General features: G+C 72.1%; 14 protein-coding genes, 2 tRNA genes and 1 pseudogene. 14 read left to right on the top strand and 3 right to left on the bottom strand.

The genetic code is table 11. From position 1 onward, the window contains the following. Positions 1 to 19: 19 nt before the first annotated feature. Positions 20 to 157 (bottom strand): 50S ribosomal protein L34, encoded by a 138-nt coding sequence (rpmH, locus tag PV342_RS11180; RefSeq protein ID WP_003975051.1) that lies wholly within the window; start codon positions 155 to 157, stop codon positions 20 to 22. Between the two features lie 383 nt (positions 158 to 540). Between rpmH and dnaA the strand changes: the two genes are divergently transcribed. The 12 genes and pseudogenes from dnaA to PV342_RS11120 all read left to right on the top strand — a co-directional run bounded on the left by dnaA (position 541) and on the right by PV342_RS11120 (position 16,328). After that, positions 541 to 2,280, top strand: a complete 1,740-nt coding sequence (dnaA, locus tag PV342_RS11175) for a chromosomal replication initiator protein DnaA (protein WP_400799721.1) — start codon at positions 541 to 543, stop codon at positions 2,278 to 2,280. 838 nt (positions 2,281 to 3,118) lie between these two features. Next, entirely contained in the window at positions 3,119 to 4,249 is a 1,131-nt protein-coding gene (gene dnaN / locus PV342_RS11170; protein WP_329186736.1) for a DNA polymerase III subunit beta, read from the top strand. Positions 4,250 to 4,328: 79 nt separating this feature from the next. After that, positions 4,329 to 5,210, top strand: a pseudogene (gnd, locus tag PV342_RS11165) (phosphogluconate dehydrogenase (NAD(+)-dependent, decarboxylating)); the annotation flags it as partial. Between the two features lie 32 nt (positions 5,211 to 5,242). Then, on the top strand, positions 5,243 to 6,373 hold the full coding sequence (recF, locus tag PV342_RS11160; protein WP_400799723.1) for a DNA replication/repair protein RecF: 1,131 nt from the start codon (positions 5,243 to 5,245) through the stop codon (positions 6,371 to 6,373). Then, positions 6,370 to 6,915, top strand: a complete 546-nt coding sequence (locus tag PV342_RS11155) for a DciA family protein (RefSeq protein WP_018559215.1) — start codon at positions 6,370 to 6,372, stop codon at positions 6,913 to 6,915. The genes recF and PV342_RS11155 overlap by 4 nt, the downstream gene beginning before the upstream one ends. 269 nt (positions 6,916 to 7,184) lie before the next feature. Further along, complete coding sequence (gene gyrB, locus PV342_RS11150; RefSeq protein ID WP_018559214.1) at positions 7,185 to 9,227, top strand: DNA topoisomerase (ATP-hydrolyzing) subunit B; 2,043 nt, start codon at positions 7,185 to 7,187, stop codon at positions 9,225 to 9,227. Between the two features lie 43 nt (positions 9,228 to 9,270). Continuing rightward, the gene (gene gyrA / locus PV342_RS11145) at positions 9,271 to 11,880 is read left to right on the top strand and encodes a DNA gyrase subunit A (protein WP_018559213.1); all 2,610 of its coding nucleotides are present in this window, start codon (positions 9,271 to 9,273) and stop codon (positions 11,878 to 11,880) included. A 6-nt stretch (positions 11,881 to 11,886) separates the two neighbouring features. Next, on the top strand, positions 11,887 to 12,603 hold the full coding sequence (locus PV342_RS11140; RefSeq protein ID WP_433421844.1) for a DUF3566 domain-containing protein: 717 nt from the start codon (positions 11,887 to 11,889) through the stop codon (positions 12,601 to 12,603). Between the two features lie 53 nt (positions 12,604 to 12,656). Further along, positions 12,657 to 12,730: transfer RNA gene (locus tag PV342_RS11135), tRNA-Ile, on the top strand. Positions 12,731 to 12,885: 155 nt separating this feature from the next. Beyond that, positions 12,886 to 13,026, top strand: a complete 141-nt coding sequence (locus tag PV342_RS11130) for a DLW-39 family protein (protein WP_018559211.1) — start codon at positions 12,886 to 12,888, stop codon at positions 13,024 to 13,026. A gap of 165 nt (positions 13,027 to 13,191) precedes the next feature. Next, entirely contained in the window at positions 13,192 to 15,096 is a 1,905-nt protein-coding gene (locus PV342_RS11125; protein ID WP_400799728.1) for a VWA domain-containing protein, read from the top strand. Continuing rightward, the gene (locus tag PV342_RS11120; RefSeq protein ID WP_400799731.1) at positions 15,093 to 16,328 is read left to right on the top strand and encodes a hypothetical protein; all 1,236 of its coding nucleotides are present in this window, start codon (positions 15,093 to 15,095) and stop codon (positions 16,326 to 16,328) included. The genes PV342_RS11125 and PV342_RS11120 overlap by 4 nt, the downstream gene beginning before the upstream one ends. Here the strand turns inward: PV342_RS11120 and PV342_RS11115 are convergent. Together PV342_RS11115 and PV342_RS11110 are read right to left on the bottom strand one after the other, a co-directional pair. Then, positions 16,314 to 17,564 (bottom strand): serine/threonine-protein kinase, encoded by a 1,251-nt coding sequence (locus PV342_RS11115; protein ID WP_400799734.1) that lies wholly within the window; start codon positions 17,562 to 17,564, stop codon positions 16,314 to 16,316. The genes PV342_RS11120 and PV342_RS11115 overlap by 15 nt on opposite strands. After that, positions 17,557 to 18,123: a helix-turn-helix domain-containing protein gene (locus tag PV342_RS11110; RefSeq protein ID WP_400799737.1), complete on the bottom strand. Its 567-nt coding sequence runs from the start codon at positions 18,121 to 18,123 to the stop codon at positions 17,557 to 17,559. The genes PV342_RS11115 and PV342_RS11110 overlap by 8 nt, the downstream gene beginning before the upstream one ends. 111 nt (positions 18,124 to 18,234) lie before the next feature. Here PV342_RS11110 and PV342_RS11105 point away from each other — a divergent pair. Together PV342_RS11105 and PV342_RS11100 are read left to right on the top strand one after the other, a co-directional pair. After that, positions 18,235 to 18,307: transfer RNA gene (locus tag PV342_RS11105), tRNA-Ala, on the top strand. Positions 18,308 to 18,432: 125 nt separating this feature from the next. Further along, positions 18,433 to 21,792, top strand: coding sequence for an AfsR/SARP family transcriptional regulator (locus tag PV342_RS11100; protein ID WP_500316809.1), 3,360 nt, complete (start codon positions 18,433 to 18,435; stop codon positions 21,790 to 21,792). The last annotated feature ends 15 nt before the right edge of the window (positions 21,793 to 21,807 follow it).

Below are 21,807 nucleotides of genomic sequence, written 5' to 3'. Positions count from 1 at the left end.
ACCTCGCGCTTCGGTGCGATCAGGCGGACAGGCGGGCGCGGCCCTTGCTGCGGCGGGTCGCGAGGATGGCGCGGCCGGCACGCGTACGCATACGCAGCCGGAAGCCGTGGGTCTTGGCGCGACGACGGTTGTTCGGCTGGAAGGTGCGCTTGCTCACTCGGGGGCTCCAGGATGAATCGTGTGTGGGCGTCGCCTGGCTGTCACCGTGCGCCCACGAGAGAACTCGCGGAACATTCAGGTGTGCACCGCTTGACGATCACCTGAGTGATCCTCGCCCATCGGTAGGCAGGCGGCAGCAGCCATCGACAACTCGACCTGGTTACGGTACGCGGGGCCGCGCCGTCAGGTCAAACCAGCACCGGCGACGGACGTGGAGCGCCGCCATCCGGACGTGGTTTTGCACACCCTGTGGACAACGACTTGAACCAGGCAGGCCGCGCTGACTACCGTGGCTGAACTCCGAAACATTCCCGTCCGTCCCAAGAACCACACCTTCGTGGGACCCATCGGCACCAACCAGCGACCGAGAGAGCGTGCACTGTGGCTGACGTAACTGCCGATCTTGCCTCAGTGTGGCCCAGGGTCCTGCAGAAACTGCTCGCCGAGAGCGACGACATCAAGCCGAAGGACGCGGAGTGGCTGCAGCGGACCCAGCCGCTGGCGCTCGTCGCGGGCACGGCCGTGCTGTCGGCCCCCAACGAGTTCGCCAAGAGCGTGCTGGAGGGACGGCTCCTCCCGCTGATCACCGATGTCCTCAGCCGTGAGTTCGGTCACCCCGTGGGCATCGCCATCGCCGTCGCATCCGGCGCCGAACCGGAGGCGGCCCCCGCGCCGCCGGCCCCGGTCGCCCCCGAACCGCAGCCCCAGGCCCAGCCGCAGCCCCTCGGGTACGGGGTGGAGCCCCCCCGGTACGGCGAGCGGCCGCACGGCTACGGCGAGGTCCCGCGGATGCGCCCGGCCTACCCCGAGCACGCGGTCGGGCCCGGCGCCGGTGCCGGCGGCTGGCCGCCCCATGACCCCGAGGACCGCTGGCAGCAGCAGCGGTTCGGCGACTACCAGGAGCGCGAGCCGTACCAGCCGCCCGCCTCCCGCTACGAGATGCCCCCGGCCCACCAGGCCCCCGCTCGCCCGGAGCCGGCACCGCCGCAGATGCCGACCATGCCGACGCCGCGCACCGGTGGCGGCAGTGGTGCCGGTTCCCCCTCGGGCGCCGGGACGGGAACGGGCGGCTCCGGCGGACCGGCCGAACCCACCGCGCGGCTGAATCCCAAGTACCTCTTCGACACCTTCGTCATCGGCGCCTCCAACCGCTTCGCGCACGCCGCGGCGGTCGCCGTCGCCGAGGCCCCGGCCAAGGCGTACAACCCGCTGTTCATCTACGGGGAGTCCGGCCTCGGCAAGACGCACCTGCTGCACGCGATCGGGCACTACGCGCGCAGCCTCTACCCGGGCACGCGGGTGCGCTACGTGAGCTCCGAGGAGTTCACCAACGAATTCATCAACTCCATCCGCGACGGCAAGGCGGACGCGTTCCGCAAGCGCTACCGCGACATGGACATCCTGCTCGTCGACGACATCCAGTTCCTCGCGAGCAAGGAGTCGACGCAGGAGGAGTTCTTCCACACCTTCAACACCCTGCACAACGCCAACAAGCAGATCGTGCTCTCCTCGGACCGGCCGCCCAAGCAGCTGGTGACGCTGGAGGACCGGCTGCGCAACCGCTTCGAGTGGGGTCTGATCACCGACGTCCAGCCGCCCGAGCTGGAGACCCGGATCGCGATCCTGCGCAAGAAGGCGGTGCAGGAGCAGCTCAACGCCCCGCCGGAGGTGCTGGAGTTCATCGCCTCCCGGATCTCGCGGAACATCCGCGAGCTGGAGGGCGCGCTGATCCGGGTGACGGCCTTCGCGAGCCTCAACCGGCAGCCGGTGGACCTGCAGCTCACCGAGATCGTGCTGAAGGACCTGATCCCGGGCGGGGAGGACTCCGTCCCGGAGATCAGCGGGCAGGCGATCATGGCGGAGACGGCCTCGTACTTCGGGCTGGACGTGGAGGACCTCTCCGGCTCCTCCCGCAGCCGGGTGCTCGTCACGGCCCGGCAGATCGCCATGTACCTGTGCCGTGAGCTCACGGACCTGTCGCTGCCCAAGATCGGCGCCCTGTTCGGCGGCCGCGACCACACGACCGTCATGCACGCGGACCGCAAGATCCGCTCCCTGATGGCCGAGCGGCGGTCCATCTACAACCAGGTCACCGAGCTCACCAACCGCATCAAGAGCTGACGCGGGAGCCCTCCCGCACGCCTTCTCGTCCGTCCACAGCGCCCCGGGCCAACTCCCGGGGCGCTTCTCGTTGTTCGAAAGCGCCGGCCGCGGCCTGGGGACAGGAACGTCTCTCCACAGGACGGGGCGGTTTTCCCCCGTCCACAGCCTGGGGATGCCCGAGTTGTCCAGAACGTGTCCACAGGCGAGGCCGGCGGACACGCATTCGGGCTGCTGGGGGCCATGTGGATTTGTGGGCAACAGGGATCCACAGACTGTGGACGTTCCGGCCGCCCACAGGGCCGCCCTCCCGGTTGTCCACCGCTCGCCCACAGGATGGGGCACGTTGTCCCCAGCCGGGGGCCGCTTCTCCACAGTCCTGTCCACTGTTCGGCAACGGAACGCACCCGCTCACCGGTCGGAGTGAACCGCATCACACCAACGTGGTGGGTTGGGCTGGGGAGAACCCGGGTATTCCTGGGGACAGCGCTGGGGAGAACCGGGGGTCTCCTGTGCATCGCGTGTGCACAACTTTCGGCCGTCCACAGATCGGGCCGGTTGTCCACGGGCTCCGCCCACAGGCGCGGTGGACAAAAAACAGGGCCTGACCTGCACCGGAACCACTTATCCACGGTATCCACACCCCCTATTACTACGACCAGGGATAGTTACCGGGGAATCTGCTTCGAAGTGGGTCCTGTGCACAACCGAGCCGCGGGCCGCCGGCCTCCCCGCCCCCCGGCTTGACCCCAACCCGCACCGCATGTCCGCGGCGGCTGTCAGACTGTTCCCGGCAAGAGGGCCAGCAGGGCCAAGAGAGTCGGCCACAGACAGCCAGCAACAGCAGGAGGCGGTTCCGGTGAAGATCCGGGTGGAGCGCGATGTACTCGCGGAGGCAGTGGCCTGGGCGGCCCGCAGTCTCCCGGCCCGTCCCCCGGTGCCGGTCCTGGCGGGCCTGCTGCTGAAGGCCGAGTCGGGCCAGCTGAGCCTGTCCGGCTTCGACTACGAGGTCTCGGCCCGGGTGTCCGTCGAGGCGGACGTGGAGGAGGACGGCACCGTCCTCGTCTCCGGCCGGCTGCTCGCCGACATCTCGCGCGCACTTCCCAACAGGCCTGTGGAGATCTCCACCGACGGCGTGCGGGTCACCGTCGTGTGCGGCAGTTCGCGATTCACACTCCACACCCTGCCTGTGGAGGAGTACCCGGCGCTGCCCGCGATGCCGACCGCCTCCGGCACCGTCCCCGGCGAGGTCTTCGCCGCTGCCGCCGCCCAGGTCGCCATCGCCGCAGGCCGCGACGACACCCTGCCGGTGCTCACCGGTGTGCGGATCGAGATCGAGGGCGACACCGTCACCCTGGCCGCCACCGACCGCTACCGCTTCGCGGTCCGCGAGTTCCTGTGGAAGCCGGAGACCCCGGACATCTCCGCGGTCGCCCTGGTGCCCGCCAAGACGCTGCTGGACACCGCCAAGTCCCTCACCAACGGCGACTCGGTCGCCATCGCCCTGGCCGGCTCCGGCGCGGGCGAGGGCCTGATCGGCTTCGAGGGCGCGGGCCGCCGCACCACCACCCGCCTGCTCGAGGGCGATCTGCCGAAATACCGGACGCTCTTCCCGACCGAGTTCAACTCCGTCGCGGTGATCGAGACCGCCCCCTTCGTCGAGGCCGTCAAGCGCGTGGCCCTGGTGGCCGAGCGCAACACGCCGGTCCGGCTGAGCTTCGAGCAGGGCGTGCTGACCCTGGAGGCTGGTTCCAGCGACGATGCACAGGCTGTGGAGCGGGTGGACGCGAAGCTGGAGGGCGACGACATCTCGATCGCCTTCAACCCCACGTTCCTGCTGGACGGCCTGAGCGCGATCGACTCGCCGGTGGCGCAGCTGTCGTTCACCACCTCGACGAAGCCCGCGCTGCTCAGCGGCCGTCCGGCCGTCGACGCCGAGGCCGACGACGCGTACAAGTACCTGATCATGCCGGTCCGGCTGTCCGGCTGACGCGAGGCCTGTCCGGTCGCGTCGCCCTGCGGGAGCCGACGTAGGCTCGACGTAGGTCAGGCAGGCTTCGAACGAAGGATCAACGATGGAGCTCGGTCTCATCGGTCTCGGCAAGATGGGCGGGAACATGCGCACGCGCATCCGCCAAGCCGGTCACACCGTCATCGGCTACGACCGCAACCCGGATCTCGCCGATGTCCACAGCCTGCAGGAACTTGTGGACAAGCTCGCGGCCCCGCGTGTGGTGTGGGTGATGGTGCCGGCCGGCGCCGCGACCCAGTCGACGATCGATGAGCTCGGTGAGCTGCTCTCCCCCGGTGACGTCGTCGTCGACGGCGGCAACTCCCGCTGGACGGACGACGAGAAGCACGCCGAGGAGCTGGCCGCCAAGGGCATCGGCTTCGTCGACTGCGGCGTCTCCGGCGGCGTCTGGGGCCTGGAGAACGGCTACGCGCTGATGTACGGCGGCGAGGCCGAGCACGTCGAGAAGGTGCAGCCGGTCTTCAACGCCCTCAAGCCGGTGGGGAACTTCGGTTCCGTGCACGCGGGCAAGGTCGGTGCCGGCCACTTCGCGAAGATGGTCCACAACGGCATCGAGTACGCCATGATGCAGGCCTACGCCGAGGGCTGGGAGCTGCTGGAGAAGGTCCACTCGGTCACCGACGTGCGCGAGGTGTTCCGCTCCTGGCAGGAGGGCACCGTCATCCGCTCCTGGCTGCTCGACCTGGCCGTCAACGCCCTCGACGAGGACGAGCACCTCGACAAGCTCAAGGGCTACGCCGAGGACTCGGGCGAGGGCCGCTGGACGGTCGAGGCCGCCATCGACAACGCCGTGCCGCTGCCCGCGATCACCGCGTCCCTCTTCGCCCGCTTCGCGTCCCGCCAGGACGACTCCCCGCAGATGAAGATGATCGCCGCGCTCCGCAACCAGTTCGGCGGCCACGCCGTCGAGAAGCACTAGTCGCACCCACGGGAAGGAGGCGGCGCGCAGCCATGCACGTCGCGCATCTGTCGCTCGCCGACTTCCGCTCCTACGCCCGGGTCGAGGTCCCGCTCGACCCGGGCGTCACCGCCTTCGTCGGCCCCAATGGCCAGGGCAAGACCAATCTGGTCGAGGCCATCGGCTACCTGGCGACCCTCGGCAGCCACCGGGTCGCGAACGACGCCCCGCTGGTGCGGATGGGCGCGGACCGGGCGATCGTGCGGGCGTCCGTGGTGCAGGGCGAACGGCAGCAGCTGATCGAGCTGGAGATCAACCCGGGACGCTCCAACCGGGCCCGGCTCAACCGTTCCTCCCAGGTCCGCCCGCGCGACCTGCTGGGGATAGTCAGGACGGTGCTCTTCGCCCCCGAGGACCTGGCCCTGGTCAAGGGCGACCCGGGGGAGCGCAGGCGCTTCCTGGACGAACTGCTCACGGCCCGGGCACCACGGCTGGCGGGCGTCCGCAGCGACTACGAGCGGGTCCTCAAGCAGCGCAACACCCTGCTGAAGTCCGCCGCCGTGGCCCGCCGCCACGGCGGGCGCGGGGGCGACCTGTCCACGCTCGACATCTGGGACCAGCACCTGGCCAAGGCCGGAGCCGAGCTGCTGGCCCAGCGCCTGGACCTCACCCACGCCCTGCAGCCGCTGGCGGACAAGGCGTACGAGCAGCTGGCACCGGGCGGCGGCCCGGTCGTCCTGGAGTACCGCAGTTCGATCGGCGAACGGATCGCCGGGGCGTCGGGCCGCGAGGAGCTGTACGGACTGCTGCTGGAGGCCCTGGGCGAGGCACGCAGGCAGGAGATCGAGCGGGGGGTGACCCTGGTCGGCCCGCACCGGGACGACCTCTCCCTCAAGCTGGGCCAGCTCCCCGCCAAGGGGTACGCGAGCCACGGCGAGTCCTGGTCCTACGCGCTGGCGCTGCGCCTGGCCTCGTACGACCTGCTGCGTGCCGACGGCGGTGAGCCGGTGCTGGTGCTGGACGACGTCTTCGCCGAGCTCGACGCCCGGCGCCGGGCCCGGCTGGCGGAGCTGGTGGCCCCCGGTGAGCAGGTCCTGGTGACGGCGGCGGTGGACGACGACGTGCCGGACGTGCTGATCGGTGCCCGGTACGCGGTGGAGGACGGCGGCGTGGAGCGGGCATGACGGATCAGCAGCAGCCCGGGCAGGGGACGGGCGCCGGGGACAAGCCGGTGACCGGCGTCGACCTGGCCAGGGTCGCGCTGCGCGCCGCCAAGGAGCAGGCCCGCGCGAGGGGCGCGGCCGCGCAGCAGAAGAAGCAGGCCCGGCGCGGAGGGTTGCGCAGCGGTGCGCGGGCGGACGGGCGGGATCCGCTGCCCCTGGGCGCCGCGATCAGCCGGCTGATCACCGAGCGCGGCTGGGAGGCCCCGGCGGCGGTGGGCGGCGTGATGGGCCGCTGGCCGGAGCTGGTGGGCGACGACGTGGCCCTGCACTGCCAGCCCCAGCGGTACGACGAGGAGGAGCGGGTCCTCACCGTGCAGTGCGACTCCACGGCCTGGGCGACGCAGCTGCGGCTGCTCGCCCCGACGCTGGTGGCCAGGCTGAACGCCGACCTCGGGCACGGCACGGTGAAACTGATCAAGGTCCTGGGGCCGGGGGGACCGGTGCGTTCGTACGGGCGGCTGCGTGCTCCCGGGAGCCGCGGGCCGGGCGATACGTACGGATAGGCCGGAAACCTGCTGTGCGTAATCGGGTCGAAGCCCTGTGCGCCCGCGTGAGCCGTTCTGAGACCCGGTCCGCGTGTGGGGAGTCGGCAGGAGGTACTTCAGTCGGGCACACGGGAACTCAGGTACCGCCAAAGCCCCATCTATGTCGGCGCTACCGGTAGACTGATGGCAGTACCGCCCGCCCCTGGCCTCCGGCACCGGGGGACCCCAGCGGGACCAGTCGAAGATGTCGAGTGATGAAGCCGGTTCCGCCCCGCGGGACCCGGCTCATGCTGTGCCAGAAAGGGCGCTTCGTGGCCGATTCCGGCAACCCCAACGAGATCAATACGTCCGCAGCTGACGGCTCCGCCGCGCCCGCCCCAGGCGCGGCGTACGACGCCAGCGCGATCACCGTCCTGGAGGGCCTGGACGCGGTTCGCAAGCGCCCGGGCATGTACATCGGCTCGACGGGCGAGCGCGGCCTGCACCACCTGGTGTACGAGGTCGTCGACAACTCCGTCGACGAGGCGCTGGCCGGTCATGCGGACACCATCAACGTCACGATCCTCCCCGACGGCGGCGTGCGCGTCATCGACAACGGCCGCGGCATCCCCGTGGACATCGTGCCGTCCGAGGGCAAGCCCGCCGTCGAGGTCGTGCTGACCGTCCTCCACGCCGGCGGCAAGTTCGGAGGCGGCGGCTACGCCGTCTCCGGCGGTCTGCACGGCGTCGGCGTCTCCGTGGTGAACGCCCTGTCGACGAAGGTCGCGGTCGAGGTCAAGCGTGAGGGCTTCCGCTGGACCCAGGACTACAAGATGGGCGTCCCGACCGCCCCGCTGCAGAAGAACGAGGAGGTCTCGGAGAACGGCACCTCGGTGACCTTCTGGGCCGACGGCGACATCTTCGAGACCCTCGAGTACTCCTTCGAGACGCTCTCGCGCCGCTTCCAGGAGATGGCCTTCCTGAACAAGGGCCTGACCATCTCGCTGACCGACGAGCGCCCCGAGCACGCGGACGTGGAGAACGAGGGCCAGCCGCGCTCGGTCACGTACCACTACGAGGGCGGCATCGTCGACTTCGTGAAGTACCTCAACTCGCGCAAGGGCGAGACGGTCCACCCGTCGGTGATCGACATCGACGCGGAGGACAAGGAGCGGATGCTCTCCGTCGAGGTCGCGATGCAGTGGAACACCCAGTACAGCGAGGGTGTCTACAGCTTCGCCAACACCATCCACACCCATGAGGGCGGCACCCACGAAGAGGGCTTCCGCGCCGCGCTGACCACCCTGGTCAACAAGTACGCGCGCGAGAAGAAGCTGCTCCGTGAGAAGGACGACAACCTCACCGGCGAGGACATCCGCGAGGGCCTGACCGCGATCATCTCGGTCAAGCTGGGCGAGCCGCAGTTCGAGGGACAGACCAAGACCAAGCTCGGCAACACCGAGGCGAAGACCTTCGTCCAGAAGGTCGTGCACGAGCACCTGACGGACTGGCTGGACCGCAACCCCAACGAGGCCGCGGACATCATCCGCAAGTCGATCCAGGCGGCCACCGCCCGTGTCGCCGCCCGCAAGGCGCGCGATCTGACGCGCCGCAAGGGCCTGCTGGAGACGGCGTCGCTGCCGGGCAAGCTGAGCGACTGCCAGTCCAACGACCCCGCCAAGTGCGAGATCTTCATCGTCGAGGGTGACTCCGCCGGCGGCTCGGCCAAGTCCGGCCGCAACCCGCAGTACCAGGCGATCCTCCCGATCCGCGGCAAGATCCTGAACGTGGAGAAGGCGCGGATCGACAAGATCCTGCAGAACACCGAGATCCAGGCGCTGATCTCGGCCTTCGGCACCGGTGTGCACGAGGACTTCGACATCTCGAAGCTGCGCTATCACAAGATCATTCTGATGGCCGACGCCGACGTGGACGGCCAGCACATCAACACCCTGCTGCTGACCTTCCTGTTCCGCTTCATGCGGCCGCTGGTCGAGGCGGGCCACGTGTACCTCTCCCGTCCCCCGCTCTACAAGATCAAATGGGGCCGGGACGACTTCGAGTACGCGTACTCCGACTCCGAGCGCGACGCCCTGATCGAGCTGGGCCGCCAGAACGGCAAGCGCGTGCGCGAGGACTCGATCCAGCGCTTCAAGGGCCTCGGCGAGATGAACGCCGAGGAACTGCGGGTCACCACGATGGACGTCGACCACCGCGTGCTCGGCCAGGTCACCCTGGACGACGCGGCCCTCGCCGACGACCTGTTCTCGGTGCTGATGGGCGAGGACGTCGAGGCCCGGCGCTCCTTCATCCAGCGCAACGCCAAGGATGTCCGCTTCCTCGACATCTGAGTCGGCCCCCATCAGCCGCCGCCCGAAAGGACTTTGACCAGCAATGGCCGACGAGAACCCCCCCGTCCCCGGCGGGGAGAACCCCACCCCTGCCACGCCCGAGGGCCCCGAGGGCGCAGCCGCGGTGACGGACACCATGCGTATCGAGCCCGTGGGCCTCGAGACGGAGATGCAGCGCAGCTACCTGGACTACGCGATGTCCGTCATCGTGTCCCGCGCGCTGCCCGACGTCCGGGACGGCCTCAAGCCCGTCCACCGCCGTGTGCTGTACGCGATGTACGACGGCGGCTACCGCCCGGAGCGCGGCTTCTACAAGTGCGCCCGCGTCGTCGGTGACGTCATGGGTACCTACCACCCGCACGGCGACTCCTCGATCTACGACGCGCTGGTGCGCCTGGCCCAGCCGTGGTCGATGCGCATGCCGCTGGTCGACAGCAACGGCAACTTCGGTTCCCCGGGCAACGACCCGGCCGCCGCGATGCGGTACACCGAGTGCAAGATGGCTCCGCTGTCGATGGAGATGGTCCGGGACATCGACGAGGAGACCGTCGACTTCCAGGACAACTACGACGGCCGCAACCAGGAGCCGACGGTCCTGCCGTCGCGCTTCCCCAACCTGCTGATCAACGGCTCCGCCGGCATCGCGGTCGGCATGGCGACCAACATCCCGCCGCACAACCTGCGCGAGGTCGCCGAGGGTGCCCAGTGGTACCTGGCCAACCCCGAGGCGTCCAACGAGGAGCTGCTCGACGCGCTCATCGAGCGCATCAAGGGCCCCGACTTCCCGACCGGCGCCCTGGTGGTGGGCCGCAAGGGCATCGAGGAGGCGTACCGCACCGGCCGCGGCTCCATCACGATGCGCGCGGTGGTCGAGGTCGAGGAGATCCAGGGCCGGCAGTGCCTGGTCGTCACCGAGCTGCCGTACCAGGTCAACCCCGACAACCTGGCGCAGAAGATCGCCGACCTGGTGAAGGACGGCCGGGTCGGCGGCATCGCCGACGTCCGGGACGAGACCTCCTCCCGGACCGGGCAGCGCCTGGTGATCGTGCTCAAGCGCGACGCCGTCGCCAAGGTCGTGCTGAACAACCTCTACAAGCACACCGACCTGCAGACGAACTTCGGCGCCAACATGCTGGCGCTGGTCGACGGCGTGCCGCGCACCCTGTCGCTGGACCAGTTCATCAAGCAGTGGGTGACCCACCAGATCGAGGTCATCGTCCGCCGGACGCGCTTCCGGCTGCGCAAGGCCGAGGAGCGCGCCCACATCCTGCGCGGTCTGCTGAAGGCCCTGGACGCCATCGACGAGGTCATCGCACTGATCCGGCGCAGCGCCACGGTCGACGTGGCGCGAGAGGGCCTGATGGGCCTGCTGGAGATCGACGAGATCCAGGCCAACGCGATCCTGGAGATGCAGCTCCGCCGCCTGGCGGCCCTGGAGCGGCAGAAGATCGTCCAGGAGCACGACGAACTCCAGGCGAAGATCAACGAGTACAACCGCATCCTGGCCTCCCCCGAGCTGCAGCGCGGCATCATCAGCACGGAGCTGACGGCGATCGTCGAGAAGTTCGGCGACGACCGGCGCTCGGCGCTGGTGCCCTTCGACGGCGACATGTCCATTGAGGACCTGATCGCCGAGGAGGACATCGTCGTCACGATCACCCGCGGCGGCTATGTCAAGCGCACCAAGACGGACGACTACCGCTCCCAGAAGCGCGGCGGCAAGGGCGTGCGCGGCACGAAGCTGCGGGAAGACGACATCGTCGACCACTTCTTCGTCAGCACCACCCACCACTGGCTGCTGTTCTTCACGAACAAGGGCCGTGTCTACCGCGCCAAGGCGTACGAGCTGCCGGACGCCGGCCGTGACGCCCGCGGGCAGCACGTGGCGAACCTGCTGGCCTTCCAGCCGGACGAGCAGATCGCCCAGGTGCTGGCCATCCGCGACTACAACGCGGCGCCCTACCTGGTGCTCGCCACCCGGTCGGGCCTGGTGAAGAAGACCTCGCTGAAGGACTACGACTCCCCCCGCTCCGGCGGTGTCATCGCGATCAACCTGCGGGAGACCGACGACGGCAGCGAGGACCTGCTGATCGGCGCCGAGCTGGTCGGTCCGGCCGACGACCTGCTGCTGGTCAGCCGCAAGGCGCAGTCCATCCGGTTCACCGCGACGGACGAGTCGCTGCGCCCGATGGGCCGTGCCACTTCGGGTGTGAAGGGCATGAGCTTCCGCGAAGGGGACGAACTGCTCTCGATGAATGTCGTGCGACCGGGTACGTTCGTCTTCACCGCCACCGACGGCGGGTACGCCAAGCGCACCAGTGTGGACGAGTACCGGGTCCAGGGGCGCGGCGGACTCGGCATCAAGGCGGCCAAGATCGTCGAAGACCGGGGCTCCCTGGTCGGGGCGCTGGTGGTGGAGGAGACCGATGAGATCCTCGCCATCACCCTCGGCGGCGGCGTGATTCGCACCCGTGTCAACGAGATCAGGGAAACCGGGCGTGACACCATGGGCGTCCAACTGATCAACCTCGGTAAAAAGGATGCAGTTGTGGGCGTCGCCCGCAATGCCGAGGCGGGGGCGGAGGCCGAAGAGGTCGTCGCCGCCGAAGAGGCCGAGGGCGAGCAGCCCGTGGCCGCCGAGTCGGAGGAGTAGAAGACCGTGAGTGGAGCCGAGGGCGCCGCGGGTGGGACGGGCGCGGACGGAGGGCAGCCGATGCCGGCCGCCCTTCCGGACGCGATCGGCGGTGCCCCTGGCCCACGTACGGACAACGGCCCGCACCAGGGGGGAATCACCGTGACTGACACCCGTCCATCGCAGCACCAGCACGCCGTGCACCAGCAGACCTACGGGGGCGCGCCCGGCGCCCCGGTCGCCGAGCAGCCGCCGCAGCCCCAGCACCAGCCGGAGGGGCCGCACCAGCCGCCTCAGGCGTACGCGCCGCCGGCCGGGGGCCCCGCGACCGCGGGCGTCCGCCAGCCGCGTCCGGCGGCCCGTACCGTCCCGCGTACGCGCAAGGCGCGGCTGCGGGTGGCGAAGGCCGACCCGTGGTCGGTGATGAAGGTGAGCTTCCTGCTCTCCATCGCGCTGGGCATCTGCACGGTCATCGCGGTCGCGGTGCTGTGGATGGTGATGGACGCCATCGGCGTCTTCACGACGGTGGGCGGCACGCTCAGCGAGGCCACCTCGTCCGGCTCGGACGGCGGCTTCGACCTGGTGTCGTTCCTGTCGATGTCGCGCGTGCTGACCTTCACGGCGGTCATCGCGGTCATCGACGTCGTGCTGGCCACGGCGCTGGCCACGCTCGGGGCCTTCATCTACAACATGTCGGCCGGCATGGTGGGCGGCGTGGAGCTGACGCTGGCGGAGGACGAGTAACCGATTTTGGGCCACGGCCCCGTGTGCGCTAATCTTTCAACGCAACGCAGCGCGGGGCTATAGCTCAGACGGTTAGAGCGCTTCCCTGATAAGGAAGAGGCCACAGGTTCAAGTCCTGTTAGCCCCACCGCGTGAACGGCCCGTACGGATCATCCGTACGGGCCGTTTCCTTGTCCGCGTCGGCGGAGTTGGATCCGGTGGCAGGTCACCGTTCGATATCGACCGGTGTGTATAGTCGGGCCCGTCGGAGGACCCCCAACGCAAGAAGGACGAGGTCGCGCGGTGAAGAAGTTTCTCCTGGTCGCACTGGCCGCCATCGGCGGTCTCCTCGTGTACCGCCAGATCCAGGCGGACCGCGCCGAGCAGGACCTGTGGACGGAGGCCACGGACTCCGTTCCGGCGGGTTCCGGCGCGAGCGTCTGAGACGGCACAGCCCGGACGAAGGATTCCCGAGGCCCCGATCACGATGTGGTCGGGGCCTCGTCATGTTCGCGTCGTTGTTGCCCGACCGTGACGTGATCCGCTTGTATTTGCTGTCGCAAATCAATAGCTTCGCTGAGGCCGGAGATGTGCGAGGGGGAACAGCACATGCGACGAGGAAATGCGCTGCCACGCGGGCTTGCGGGGCCCCTGGGGGCCGTGTGCGGGCTCGCGGTGCTGGGCGCCCTGCTGGGCCCGGCCGGGACGGCGCAGGCCGCCGGCGCGGCGGCCGGCGCTGCCGGCGACGGCAACCGCGACGGACTGGTCATGGTGCTGGACTCCTCAGGCTCCATGGCGGGCGCCCGTATGGCGGCGGCCGGGCGGGCCGTCGGAGCCGTCGTGGACGCGCTGCCGGACGGCTACCCCACGGGACTGCGGGTCTACGGCGCGGGCAAGGAGCACGGCTGCGACGACACCCGGCTGCTGGAGCCCGTGCGGCCCCTGGATCGGGAGGCCCTGAAGCAGGCCGTGGCAGGCGTGCGGCCCAAGGGGGACACCCCCATCGGGCTGTCGCTGCGGAAGGCGGCCGCCGATCTGCCCGAGGGCGGGCGGCGGACGATCGTGCTGGTCTCCGACGGCGAGGACACCTGCGGGGCGCCCGAACCCTGCGAGGTGGCGGCACGGCTCGCCGGGCAGGGGGCGGACCTGCGGATCGACACCGTCGGCTTCCAGGTGCGGGGCGGCGCCCGCGAGCAGTTGGAGTGCATCGCCGCGGCGGGTCACGGCAGCTACTACGACGCCCCCGACGCCGCCTCGCTCGTGCGGCAGTTGACGCGGGCCTCCCGGCTGAGCGCGGACGCGTACCGCCTCCAGGGCCGGCGCGTGACCGGCGGGACGGGTGCCACCGGTGCTCCGGCCCTGTCCCCCGGCCAGTACGTCGACGACATCGGGCCCGGCGAGACCCGCTGGTACGCGGTGACCCTGGACGCGGCCTCCACCGCCGACCTGGCGGTGACCGCGGTGCCGCGGCCGGGTGTGAGGGCCGCGTACGGGGACGGTGTCGAGCTGCGGCTGGCAGGTACGGGAAGGTATCCCCTCACCTGCGGCTCGGACGCGGCGCACTTCGGGCAGGACGAGGGCGCGATGGTGATCGGCGGCGCCGTCAGCCGGATCCCCACTGACGACCGGGACGGTGCCTGCGACAAGGCCGGGCGCTACGTGCTGTCCGTGCACCGCACCAGCGCCGCCGGCTCCGACCGGGCCCGCTGGCCCCTGGAGTTGCGGTACGGCTCGGAGCGGCCGTTCCCGGCGGGCGCCACCCCGGCACCGGCCGCGACCCGCTACGGGGACCCGCCGGCGGCTCTTACGGGCGCACCGCACGACGTCGAGGGCGGTACGGGGTTCAACGACGCCCGCAGGCTCGGCACGGGCGTCTGGCGCGACACGCTGCTGCCCGGGCAGACGCGCTTCTACGCGGTGCGGGTGGGCTGGGGACAGCGTCTGACCTACTCCGCCGACTTCGCCAACGAACCGCTCCTGGAGGGGGGTTCCACGGCATTCTCCTTCGTGGCGACGGCTGCGTACGGGCCGGGACGGCAGCCGCTCGGCGATGCCTCCGGGGCCTCGCAGCGCCGCGGCTACTACGGGCGGCCGCTGTCCGTGGGGCTCGGCACCGTGCCGGTGACGTGGACCAACCGCTGGGCCGCGGGCGGAAGCGCCCGGGGCGCCCGTACGGCGGGCGAGCACTACGTCGCGCTGTCGCTCGGTCCGGGTGCGGCGGGGCTGGCGCGGAACGCGGCGGTGCGGGTCGTTCTCCGCGTGGACGTGACGGGTACGGAGCTGGCCGGGCCGGAGTACGGGGCATCGGCGCGCGGCGAGCCGGGCGCCGGCCGGGGCGAGGGGGAGCGGGCGGCCGCCGGGGACACGGACAGCACCGCGGGCGGCGCCCCCGCGGACACGGGAGGCTTCATGACGGCGGGCGACGCGGTCGCGGCGGCCGCGGGCGGCGCGGTGGCGCTCGCCGGGGTCGCGGCGGTGGTCCTGCTGGGCCGCAGACGGAGGGACGGGGCATGATCCGCAGGGCACTCGCATCGGCCGCGGCGCTCGCGCTGCTGGCGGGAGCGGCGGGATCGGCGTCCGCCGACCCGGCGGTCCCGGCCTGGCAGCCGCAGGGCGAGCCGATACAGGGGCGGGCGAGCACCGCGGACGCCCCACGGCTCGAACCGGGCGTCCTGTACCGGGACACCCTGGCGGCGGACGAGGGCGGCAGGAACTACGCCCTCGACCTGGACGCGGTGAGCTCGTCCTACGTCGCCGTCTTCGCGCTGCCCCGCCCGGGCACCGAGGTGGCGTACGGGGACGGCATCGAGCTGACGCTGACCAGCACCGACGGCACCCGCTGCGACAGCGGCCACCGGACGTTCTCGGCCGACGGGGCGGCGCGGCCGATCGGCACCTGGGTCAAGCGCACCATCGCCGAGGACGGGCCGTGCCAGGAGGCGCACGCGTACGTTCTGGAGGTGACGCGCACGTCGAAGGGCACCTCGGACGCCGCGCCCTGGCCCCTGCAGATCCGCCTCACCGACGAGCCGGGGCTCACCGACGGTGCCGCGCCGGGCCCCGCCCTCAGCCCCGGCACGCGGACGCCGGTGCCCGCGAGCGGCACCGCCCGCGCCACCGACGGGGGCGCGGACTTCGTGCACGCCGGGGCTCTGGGCAATGGGGTCTGGAGGGACGAGGTGCTGCCCGGTCAGACGCGCTTCTACCGGGTGCCGGTCGGCTGGGGACAACAGGCCTGGGTCGCGGCGGACTTCGCCAACGCGGATGTGACGAAGCCGGGCGGCTACAGCGGCTCCGGTGTGCGCGTGGAGGTCTACAACCCCCGCTGGGCCTTCATCGGCACCGACACCGCCTCCTACTCGGGCGAGCAGACCTCCGTCACCGCCACGACCGGCCGGGTCGCCTACGCCAACCGCCTCGAGAGCGGCGACGCCGTGACGGCGGCCCGTTTCGACGGCTCCTACTACCTGGCGGTGTCGGTGCACCCGGAGGTCGCGGGCTTCGTCGACGGGGCCGTCCCGGTCACCCTGCGGGTCGACGTCGAGGGCACCGCGCGGCCCGGGCCGTCGTACGACGGTGACCCCGGCGAGGACCTGGGCCTGCCCGGTGAGCCCGGTGCGGGGAACCCGCTGCTGCGGGCCCTCGGCTTCGCGGCGCTCGGCGCCGGCACCGTGCTGCTGCTGTCGCTCGCGGTCTGGACCGTGGCCGCGCGGCGCCGTCCAGCCGAGGTCTCAGGAGGACGCTGACAGCGCCCAGAAGCCGAAGGCGAGGCAGAGGGCCGCGACCAGCAGCATCGGCACGACGACCCTGGCGGGAGGGCCGGGGCGACGCGCGGGTGCCGGCGCGGCGGCATGGGCGGCGGTCACGGCCGGGGCGACGGCCGGGGGCGGTGGTACCGGCGGAGCGAGGGGGGCGGCGGGAGCGGCCATCGCGGGGCCGGCACCCGTCGTGGCACCCGTCGTGGTGGCCGTGTACGGACGGGTGGGCGCCGGGGCGACCGGCGCCCGCGTCGGCGGTGTGGGAGGCGTAGGGGCCGTCCCGGCCGGCCGTGGCGCGGGCGGCGGCAGGCGGAAGCTCCCGGTCTCCTCCACGGACGGCGCCGGATCCACCGGGCCGTCGGGGGAGAAGCCCGCGGGGAGCGGCCCGATCTGGTCGAAGACCTCGACGGCCTCCTCGTCCGGCTCCGGGTCCGGCAGCAGCTCGACCGCCGCAGCCAGGGCCTTGCGGGCGCCCGAGGCGGTGCGGAAGCGGGCCTCCGGGTCCGGCTGCAGCAGGGTGCCGATCACCTCCCACAGCGGCCCGGGAACGCCCTGCGGGGCCCGGGGCATGCCGTGGGCGTACTGGGTGACGACCGCCTCCGCGTCGGGTTTGCTGCCGCTGAGCAGATAGAGGGCGACCAGCCCCGTCGCGTACAGGTCGGCGGGGAAGTCCGGCTCGGCGCCGAGGAGCTGCTCCGGGGCGAAGTAACCCGGGGTGCCCACCACATAGTCGGCCGCGGTGAGTCGGGGCTCCCCCTTGCGCATGGCGATCCCGAAGTCGGACAGGCGCAGGTGCGGGCGCCCGGTGCCGGTCGCCTCCATCAGCAGGTTCGCGGGCTTGATGTCCCGGTGCACCACGCCCTCGGCGTGCACCGCCGTCAGACCGGACAGCAACTGGTCGAGCAGGCCGCTGACATAGCGCGGCGGGAGCGGGCCGTAGTCGCCGATGAGGTGCGACAGCGAGCCGCCGCGCACCAGGTCCATGGTGAACAGCACCTTGTCGTCGTCGGCCGCCCAGCTCGTGGGGGCGAGCACGTACGGGTGGTCGATGCGCAGCGCCTGCTCGCGGACGAAGCGCAGCAGGGCGTGGGCGTCCCGCTGCAGCAGCACCTTGGCCGCCACGTAGCGCCCGCGCCGCCGGTCCCAGGCGCGCCACACCTCGCCCACCCCGCCGCGGCCGATCGGATCGACCAGTTCGTACCGGCCCGCGAAGACCTCACCCATGGTGTGCGTCCGCCCCCCGCTTCCGCGCCTCGTAGTCCCGGACCGCCGCGTCGGACGGGCCGGCACCGTACACCTGGAGGAACTCTGCCAGTTGGGGGTGGCGGTGGGCGAGGGAGTCGGCCGCCTCGGCGATCTCGGCCGGTGAGGCGACCGTGTGCAGCAGCGCGCGGACCTCGTGGACGACCCGGCGTGCGGGCGGCAGCGGCGTTCCGGTCGCGCTCTGGGTGGTGCCGAGCAGCGGGGAGCCGGCCGATCCCCGGATCTCGTCCATCCGCGGCACGGCGTCCGCCGCGGTCACCGCTCCTGCGGACACCTCCGAGGCGAGGTCCTGCAGCGCCTGGAGCCGCTGCACCACCGCGGGGTTGCCGATCTTCGCGCGCTGTCCGCTCATCAGCTGGGACAGCATCGGCGCCGACAGCCCCAGCACCCCCGCCAGCCGCGCCTGGTTCAGCCCCAGGGTCTCCATGAGCCGGCGGAACAGCACGCCGAGCGGCTCGCCGTACCAGGTGCGCTGCATGTCCTGGACGCGGGTGGTGGCGTCCGGCTGCGAGGTGTCCATTGCGGGCTCCTGACGGGGGACCTTTGCGGCCGCGAACTTGCCCGTCATCCTACGGACCCCCGATACTCGGTCGGTGATCGTCTCCGCAGCCGGTACGCTGGTCTGCGGCACGGGGCCTTAGCTCAGTTGGTAGAGCGCCGTCTTTGCATGGCGGATGTCAGGGGTTCGACTCCCCTAGGCTCCACACCGTCCGACCGGGCCGGGAACCTCATCGAGGTCCCGGCCTGTCGTGTGTCCGGAGCCGGGTGCGGGGTCGCCCTTCCGGTCCTTGCGGGAGCGCCGGAGTGAATCTGGGGCAGAATCGGCGGCGTGCGTTTCGGCATTCTGGGGGAGACGAGAGCGCTGCGGGACGACGGGGGCACCGCCTCCGTCGGAGGCCCGGGACGGCGGGCGCTGCTGGCGATGCTGCTGCTGGAGGCGGGCCGGATCGTCAGCACCGAGCGGCTGATCGACGGGCTGTACGGGGACGAGCCGCCGGCCGGGGTCGGCAATGCGCTGCAGTCCCAGGTCTCACGGCTGCGCGCGGCCGTCGGCGTGCCGATCGAGCGCCCTCCCGGGGGCTACCGGCTGGTGGTCGCCCGGGACGAGGTGGACGTGCACCGCTTTGAACGCCTCGCGGCCGAGGGCCGGGAGGCGCTGGCCGCCGGTGAGCCGGGGAAGGCCGCGGGTCTGCTGCGCGGTGCGCTGGACCTGTGGCGGGGCTCCGCCCTGGCGGACGTGGGCGAAGCTCCCTTCGCGCGGGCGCAGGCGACACGGCTGGAGGAACTGCGGATCGCGGCGGTGGAGGACCGGATCGCGGCCGAGCTGGCTCTGGACGCACGGCACCACCGGGAACTCGTCGCCGAGCTGCAGGAGCTGGTCGTCCGTTATCCGCTGCGGGAACGGCTGCGGGCCCAGTTGATGCGCGCGCTGTACAGCTGCGGCCGCCAGTCCGAGGCGCTGCGGGTGTACGAGGACGCGCGGCGCGAGCTCGCCGAGTCCCTCGGCGCGGACCCCGGCCCGGAGCTGGCCCAGGCCCATCTGGCGGTGCTGCGCGGCGAGCCGGGCCCGGCTCGTCCCGCGCCGGCCTCCGTCTCCGGGGGCGCGCCGGATGGCGGGGCGTCGGTTGTTTCACGTGAAACACCGTCCGCGGGCGACCCGGCCGCGTCTTTCCTCCGGTACGGCCTGCCCGCCCAGCTGACCAGCTTCATCGGACGTGAGGAGGAGCTGGCACGGATCGGCGAGCGGCTCGCCGACGTCCGGCTGGTCACCCTGATCGGCCCGGGCGGCGCGGGAAAGACGCGTGTCGCCGTGGAGGCGGCCGGACGGCACAGGGGGGAGGTCTGCTTCGTGGACCTCTCGGGGCTGACCCATGGCTCCGAGGTGCCGCAGGCGATCGCCGGGGCCCTGGGCCTGCGGGAGGCGGGCCCGCTCGCCGGGGCCGCGGGGCGTGAGGCAGCCGGCCCGGAAGGCGCTCCGCTCGCCCGCCTGGCGGCCGCCCTGGCCGACCGGGACCTGCTGCTCGTGCTGGACAACTGCGAGCACCTGATCGCCGACGCGGCCCGGATCACCGCGGAGCTGCTGGCCGCCTGCCCGCGGGTAAGGGTGCTGGCGACCACCCGGGAGGCGCTCGGCGTCAACGGCGAGACGCTCTGCCCGCTGGAACCGCTGCCCCTGCCGCTGCCCGGTGCGCCGGAGAAGGACGTGCTCGGCTCCCCCGCCGTCCGGCTGTTCCTGGAGCGTGCTGCCGCCGTGAGCCCGTCCGGTCGGCTGCCCGACGCCGAGGCCGCCGCCCGGATCTGCCGTGCCCTGGACGGCGTCCCGCTCGCCATCGAGCTGGCCGCCGCCCGCCTGCGGTCGCTGTCGGCCGCCGACATCGCCGCCCGGCTCGGGGATGGGCTCGCCGGGCCGGGTGACCGCTTCAGGCTGCTCTCCCGGGGCAGTCGCACCGCCCAGCCGCGCCAGCGGACCCTGCGCGGTGTCGTGGACTGGAGCTGGGAGCTGCTGCCCGAGGACGAGCGCACCGTGCTGCGCCGCGCCTCCGTCTTCGCCGGGGGCTGGACCCTGCCGGCCGCCGAGGCGATCTGCGCGGGGCCGGTGGACGGTCCGGCGGGCGGGGAGAGTATCGACGCCGAGGACATGCTCGATCTGCTCGCCTCCCTCGCCGACAAGTCGCTGCTGGTGGTGGACCGTCCGGACGGGGACAGGGACGGGGACGGGGACGGAGAAGGCGCGGGCGGTGTCCGCTACCGGCTGCTCCAGACCATCAGGGCGTACGCCGCCGAACGCCTGGCGGAGACGGGCGAGTCGGAGGCGCTGCGTGAGGCGCACGCCGCGTACTTCCTCGATCTTGCGCTGACCGCCGACCCGTGGCTGCGTCGCGCCGAGCAACTGCAGTGGCTGCGCCGCCTCACCGCCGACCACGACAACCTGCACGCCGCGCTGCGCGGTTCGGTGGCCGCGGGCGACACCGCCCTGGCGCTGCGGCTGCTCGCCGCCCTGTGCACGTACTGGATGCTGCGCGGCATACGGTACGAGGGCGCCCGGCCCGCCCGCGAACTGCTGGCGGCGACCGGGCCCGGCGGGCCGCCGGGGCTGGCGGAGGAGTACGCGCTGTGCGTGATCACCGCCGCCTCCGTCACCGCCGACCAGGCCGAACTCGCCGTCCACCTGGCGGCCGCCACGGACGTCGTCGCCGGGCTCGGCGGGATGGCCCGCCGCTACCCGGTGCTGAACCTGCTCTGGGCGCCCTTCGCCGGGGTGCCGGACGACGAGACGTACGCCCGGTACGCGACGAGCGCGGCGACCCTCGTCGAACCCTGGCAGCAGGCACTGGTCCACGTCGGCTCGGGATTCCGCGCGTGGATGGTCGGCGGGGACATCGCCGCCGCCGACACGGAGTTCGGCCGGGCCCTCGCGGGGTTCCGCGCCCTGGGCGACCGCTGGGGGGCCACGATGGCCCTCACCCAGCTCGCCTGGCTGTCCGGCGCCCGCGGTGACGTGGCGCGGGCCGTGGGGCTGATCGACGAGGCCCTCGGCCACGCCGCCGAGCTGGGCGCCACCGAGAGCGTCGCCGAACTGCTCGGGGAGCGCGGCAGATGCGGTCTGCGGGCCGGACGGTACGAGCAGGCCCGGGCCGACTTCACGCGCGGTCTGGAACTCGCCCGCGGCTGCGGCGCCCGGGAGATGTTCGCCGGGGCCCACCTGGGCCTCGGCGAGTGCGCCCGGCTGACCGGCGACCTCGTCGAGGCGCGGCGGCTGTCGGGGCTGGCCCTGTCCGAGTCGCTGGACGGCTGGTACACCGGCGAGAGCGCCCGCGCCGAGGCGTACATCGCCCTCGGCAGGATCGCCCTCGAGGAGGGCGGCACGGCCGCCGCCCGCGGGTATTTCCGTGAGGCGGCCGACGTGGAGCACGGAGCCCGCGACCTGCCGCTCGCGGCGAACCTCGCCGACGCCTTCGCCGGGCTCGAACTCGCCGAGGGGGAGCCGGCTCGGGCCGCCGAACTCCTGGGCCTGGGCCGCGCGCTGCGCGGTCCGCAGGTGCCGGCCGGTCCCGACGCCGCCCGCACCGGGGACGCCGTGCGGGACGCCCTCGGCGAACCGGCCCACGACGAGGCGCTGGCGCGCGGTGCACGGCTTCCCTCCGACCGGGCGCTGCGGGCGCTGACCGCGCTGACCGGGCACCCGTAGCCGCCGGTCAGCGCG

This window comes from Streptomyces sp. PA03-3a (genome assembly GCF_033792735.1).
In the GTDB taxonomy this organism is placed as follows: domain Bacteria; phylum Actinomycetota; class Actinomycetes; order Streptomycetales; family Streptomycetaceae; genus Actinacidiphila.
This window is presented reverse-complemented; position numbering and strand designations above follow the sequence as displayed.

Excerpts from the sequence above, each read along its gene's own strand:
- recF (WP_400799723.1), top strand. The coding sequence starts at position 5,243 with ATGCACGTCGCGCATCTGTCGCTCGCCGACTTCCGCTCCTACGCCCGG.
- PV342_RS11155 (WP_018559215.1), top strand. The coding sequence starts at position 6,370 with ATGACGGATCAGCAGCAGCCCGGGCAGGGGACGGGCGCCGGGGACAAG.
- gyrB (WP_018559214.1), top strand. The coding sequence starts at position 7,185 with ATGCTGTGCCAGAAAGGGCGCTTCGTGGCCGATTCCGGCAACCCCAAC.
- gyrA (WP_018559213.1), top strand. The coding sequence starts at position 9,271 with ATGGCCGACGAGAACCCCCCCGTCCCCGGCGGGGAGAACCCCACCCCT.
- PV342_RS11125 (WP_400799728.1), top strand. The coding sequence starts at position 13,192 with ATGCGACGAGGAAATGCGCTGCCACGCGGGCTTGCGGGGCCCCTGGGG.
- PV342_RS11120 (WP_400799731.1), top strand. The coding sequence starts at position 15,093 with ATGATCCGCAGGGCACTCGCATCGGCCGCGGCGCTCGCGCTGCTGGCG.
- PV342_RS11115 (WP_400799734.1), bottom strand. The coding sequence starts at position 17,564 with ATGGGTGAGGTCTTCGCGGGCCGGTACGAACTGGTCGATCCGATCGGC.
- PV342_RS11110 (WP_400799737.1), bottom strand. The coding sequence starts at position 18,123 with ATGGACACCTCGCAGCCGGACGCCACCACCCGCGTCCAGGACATGCAG.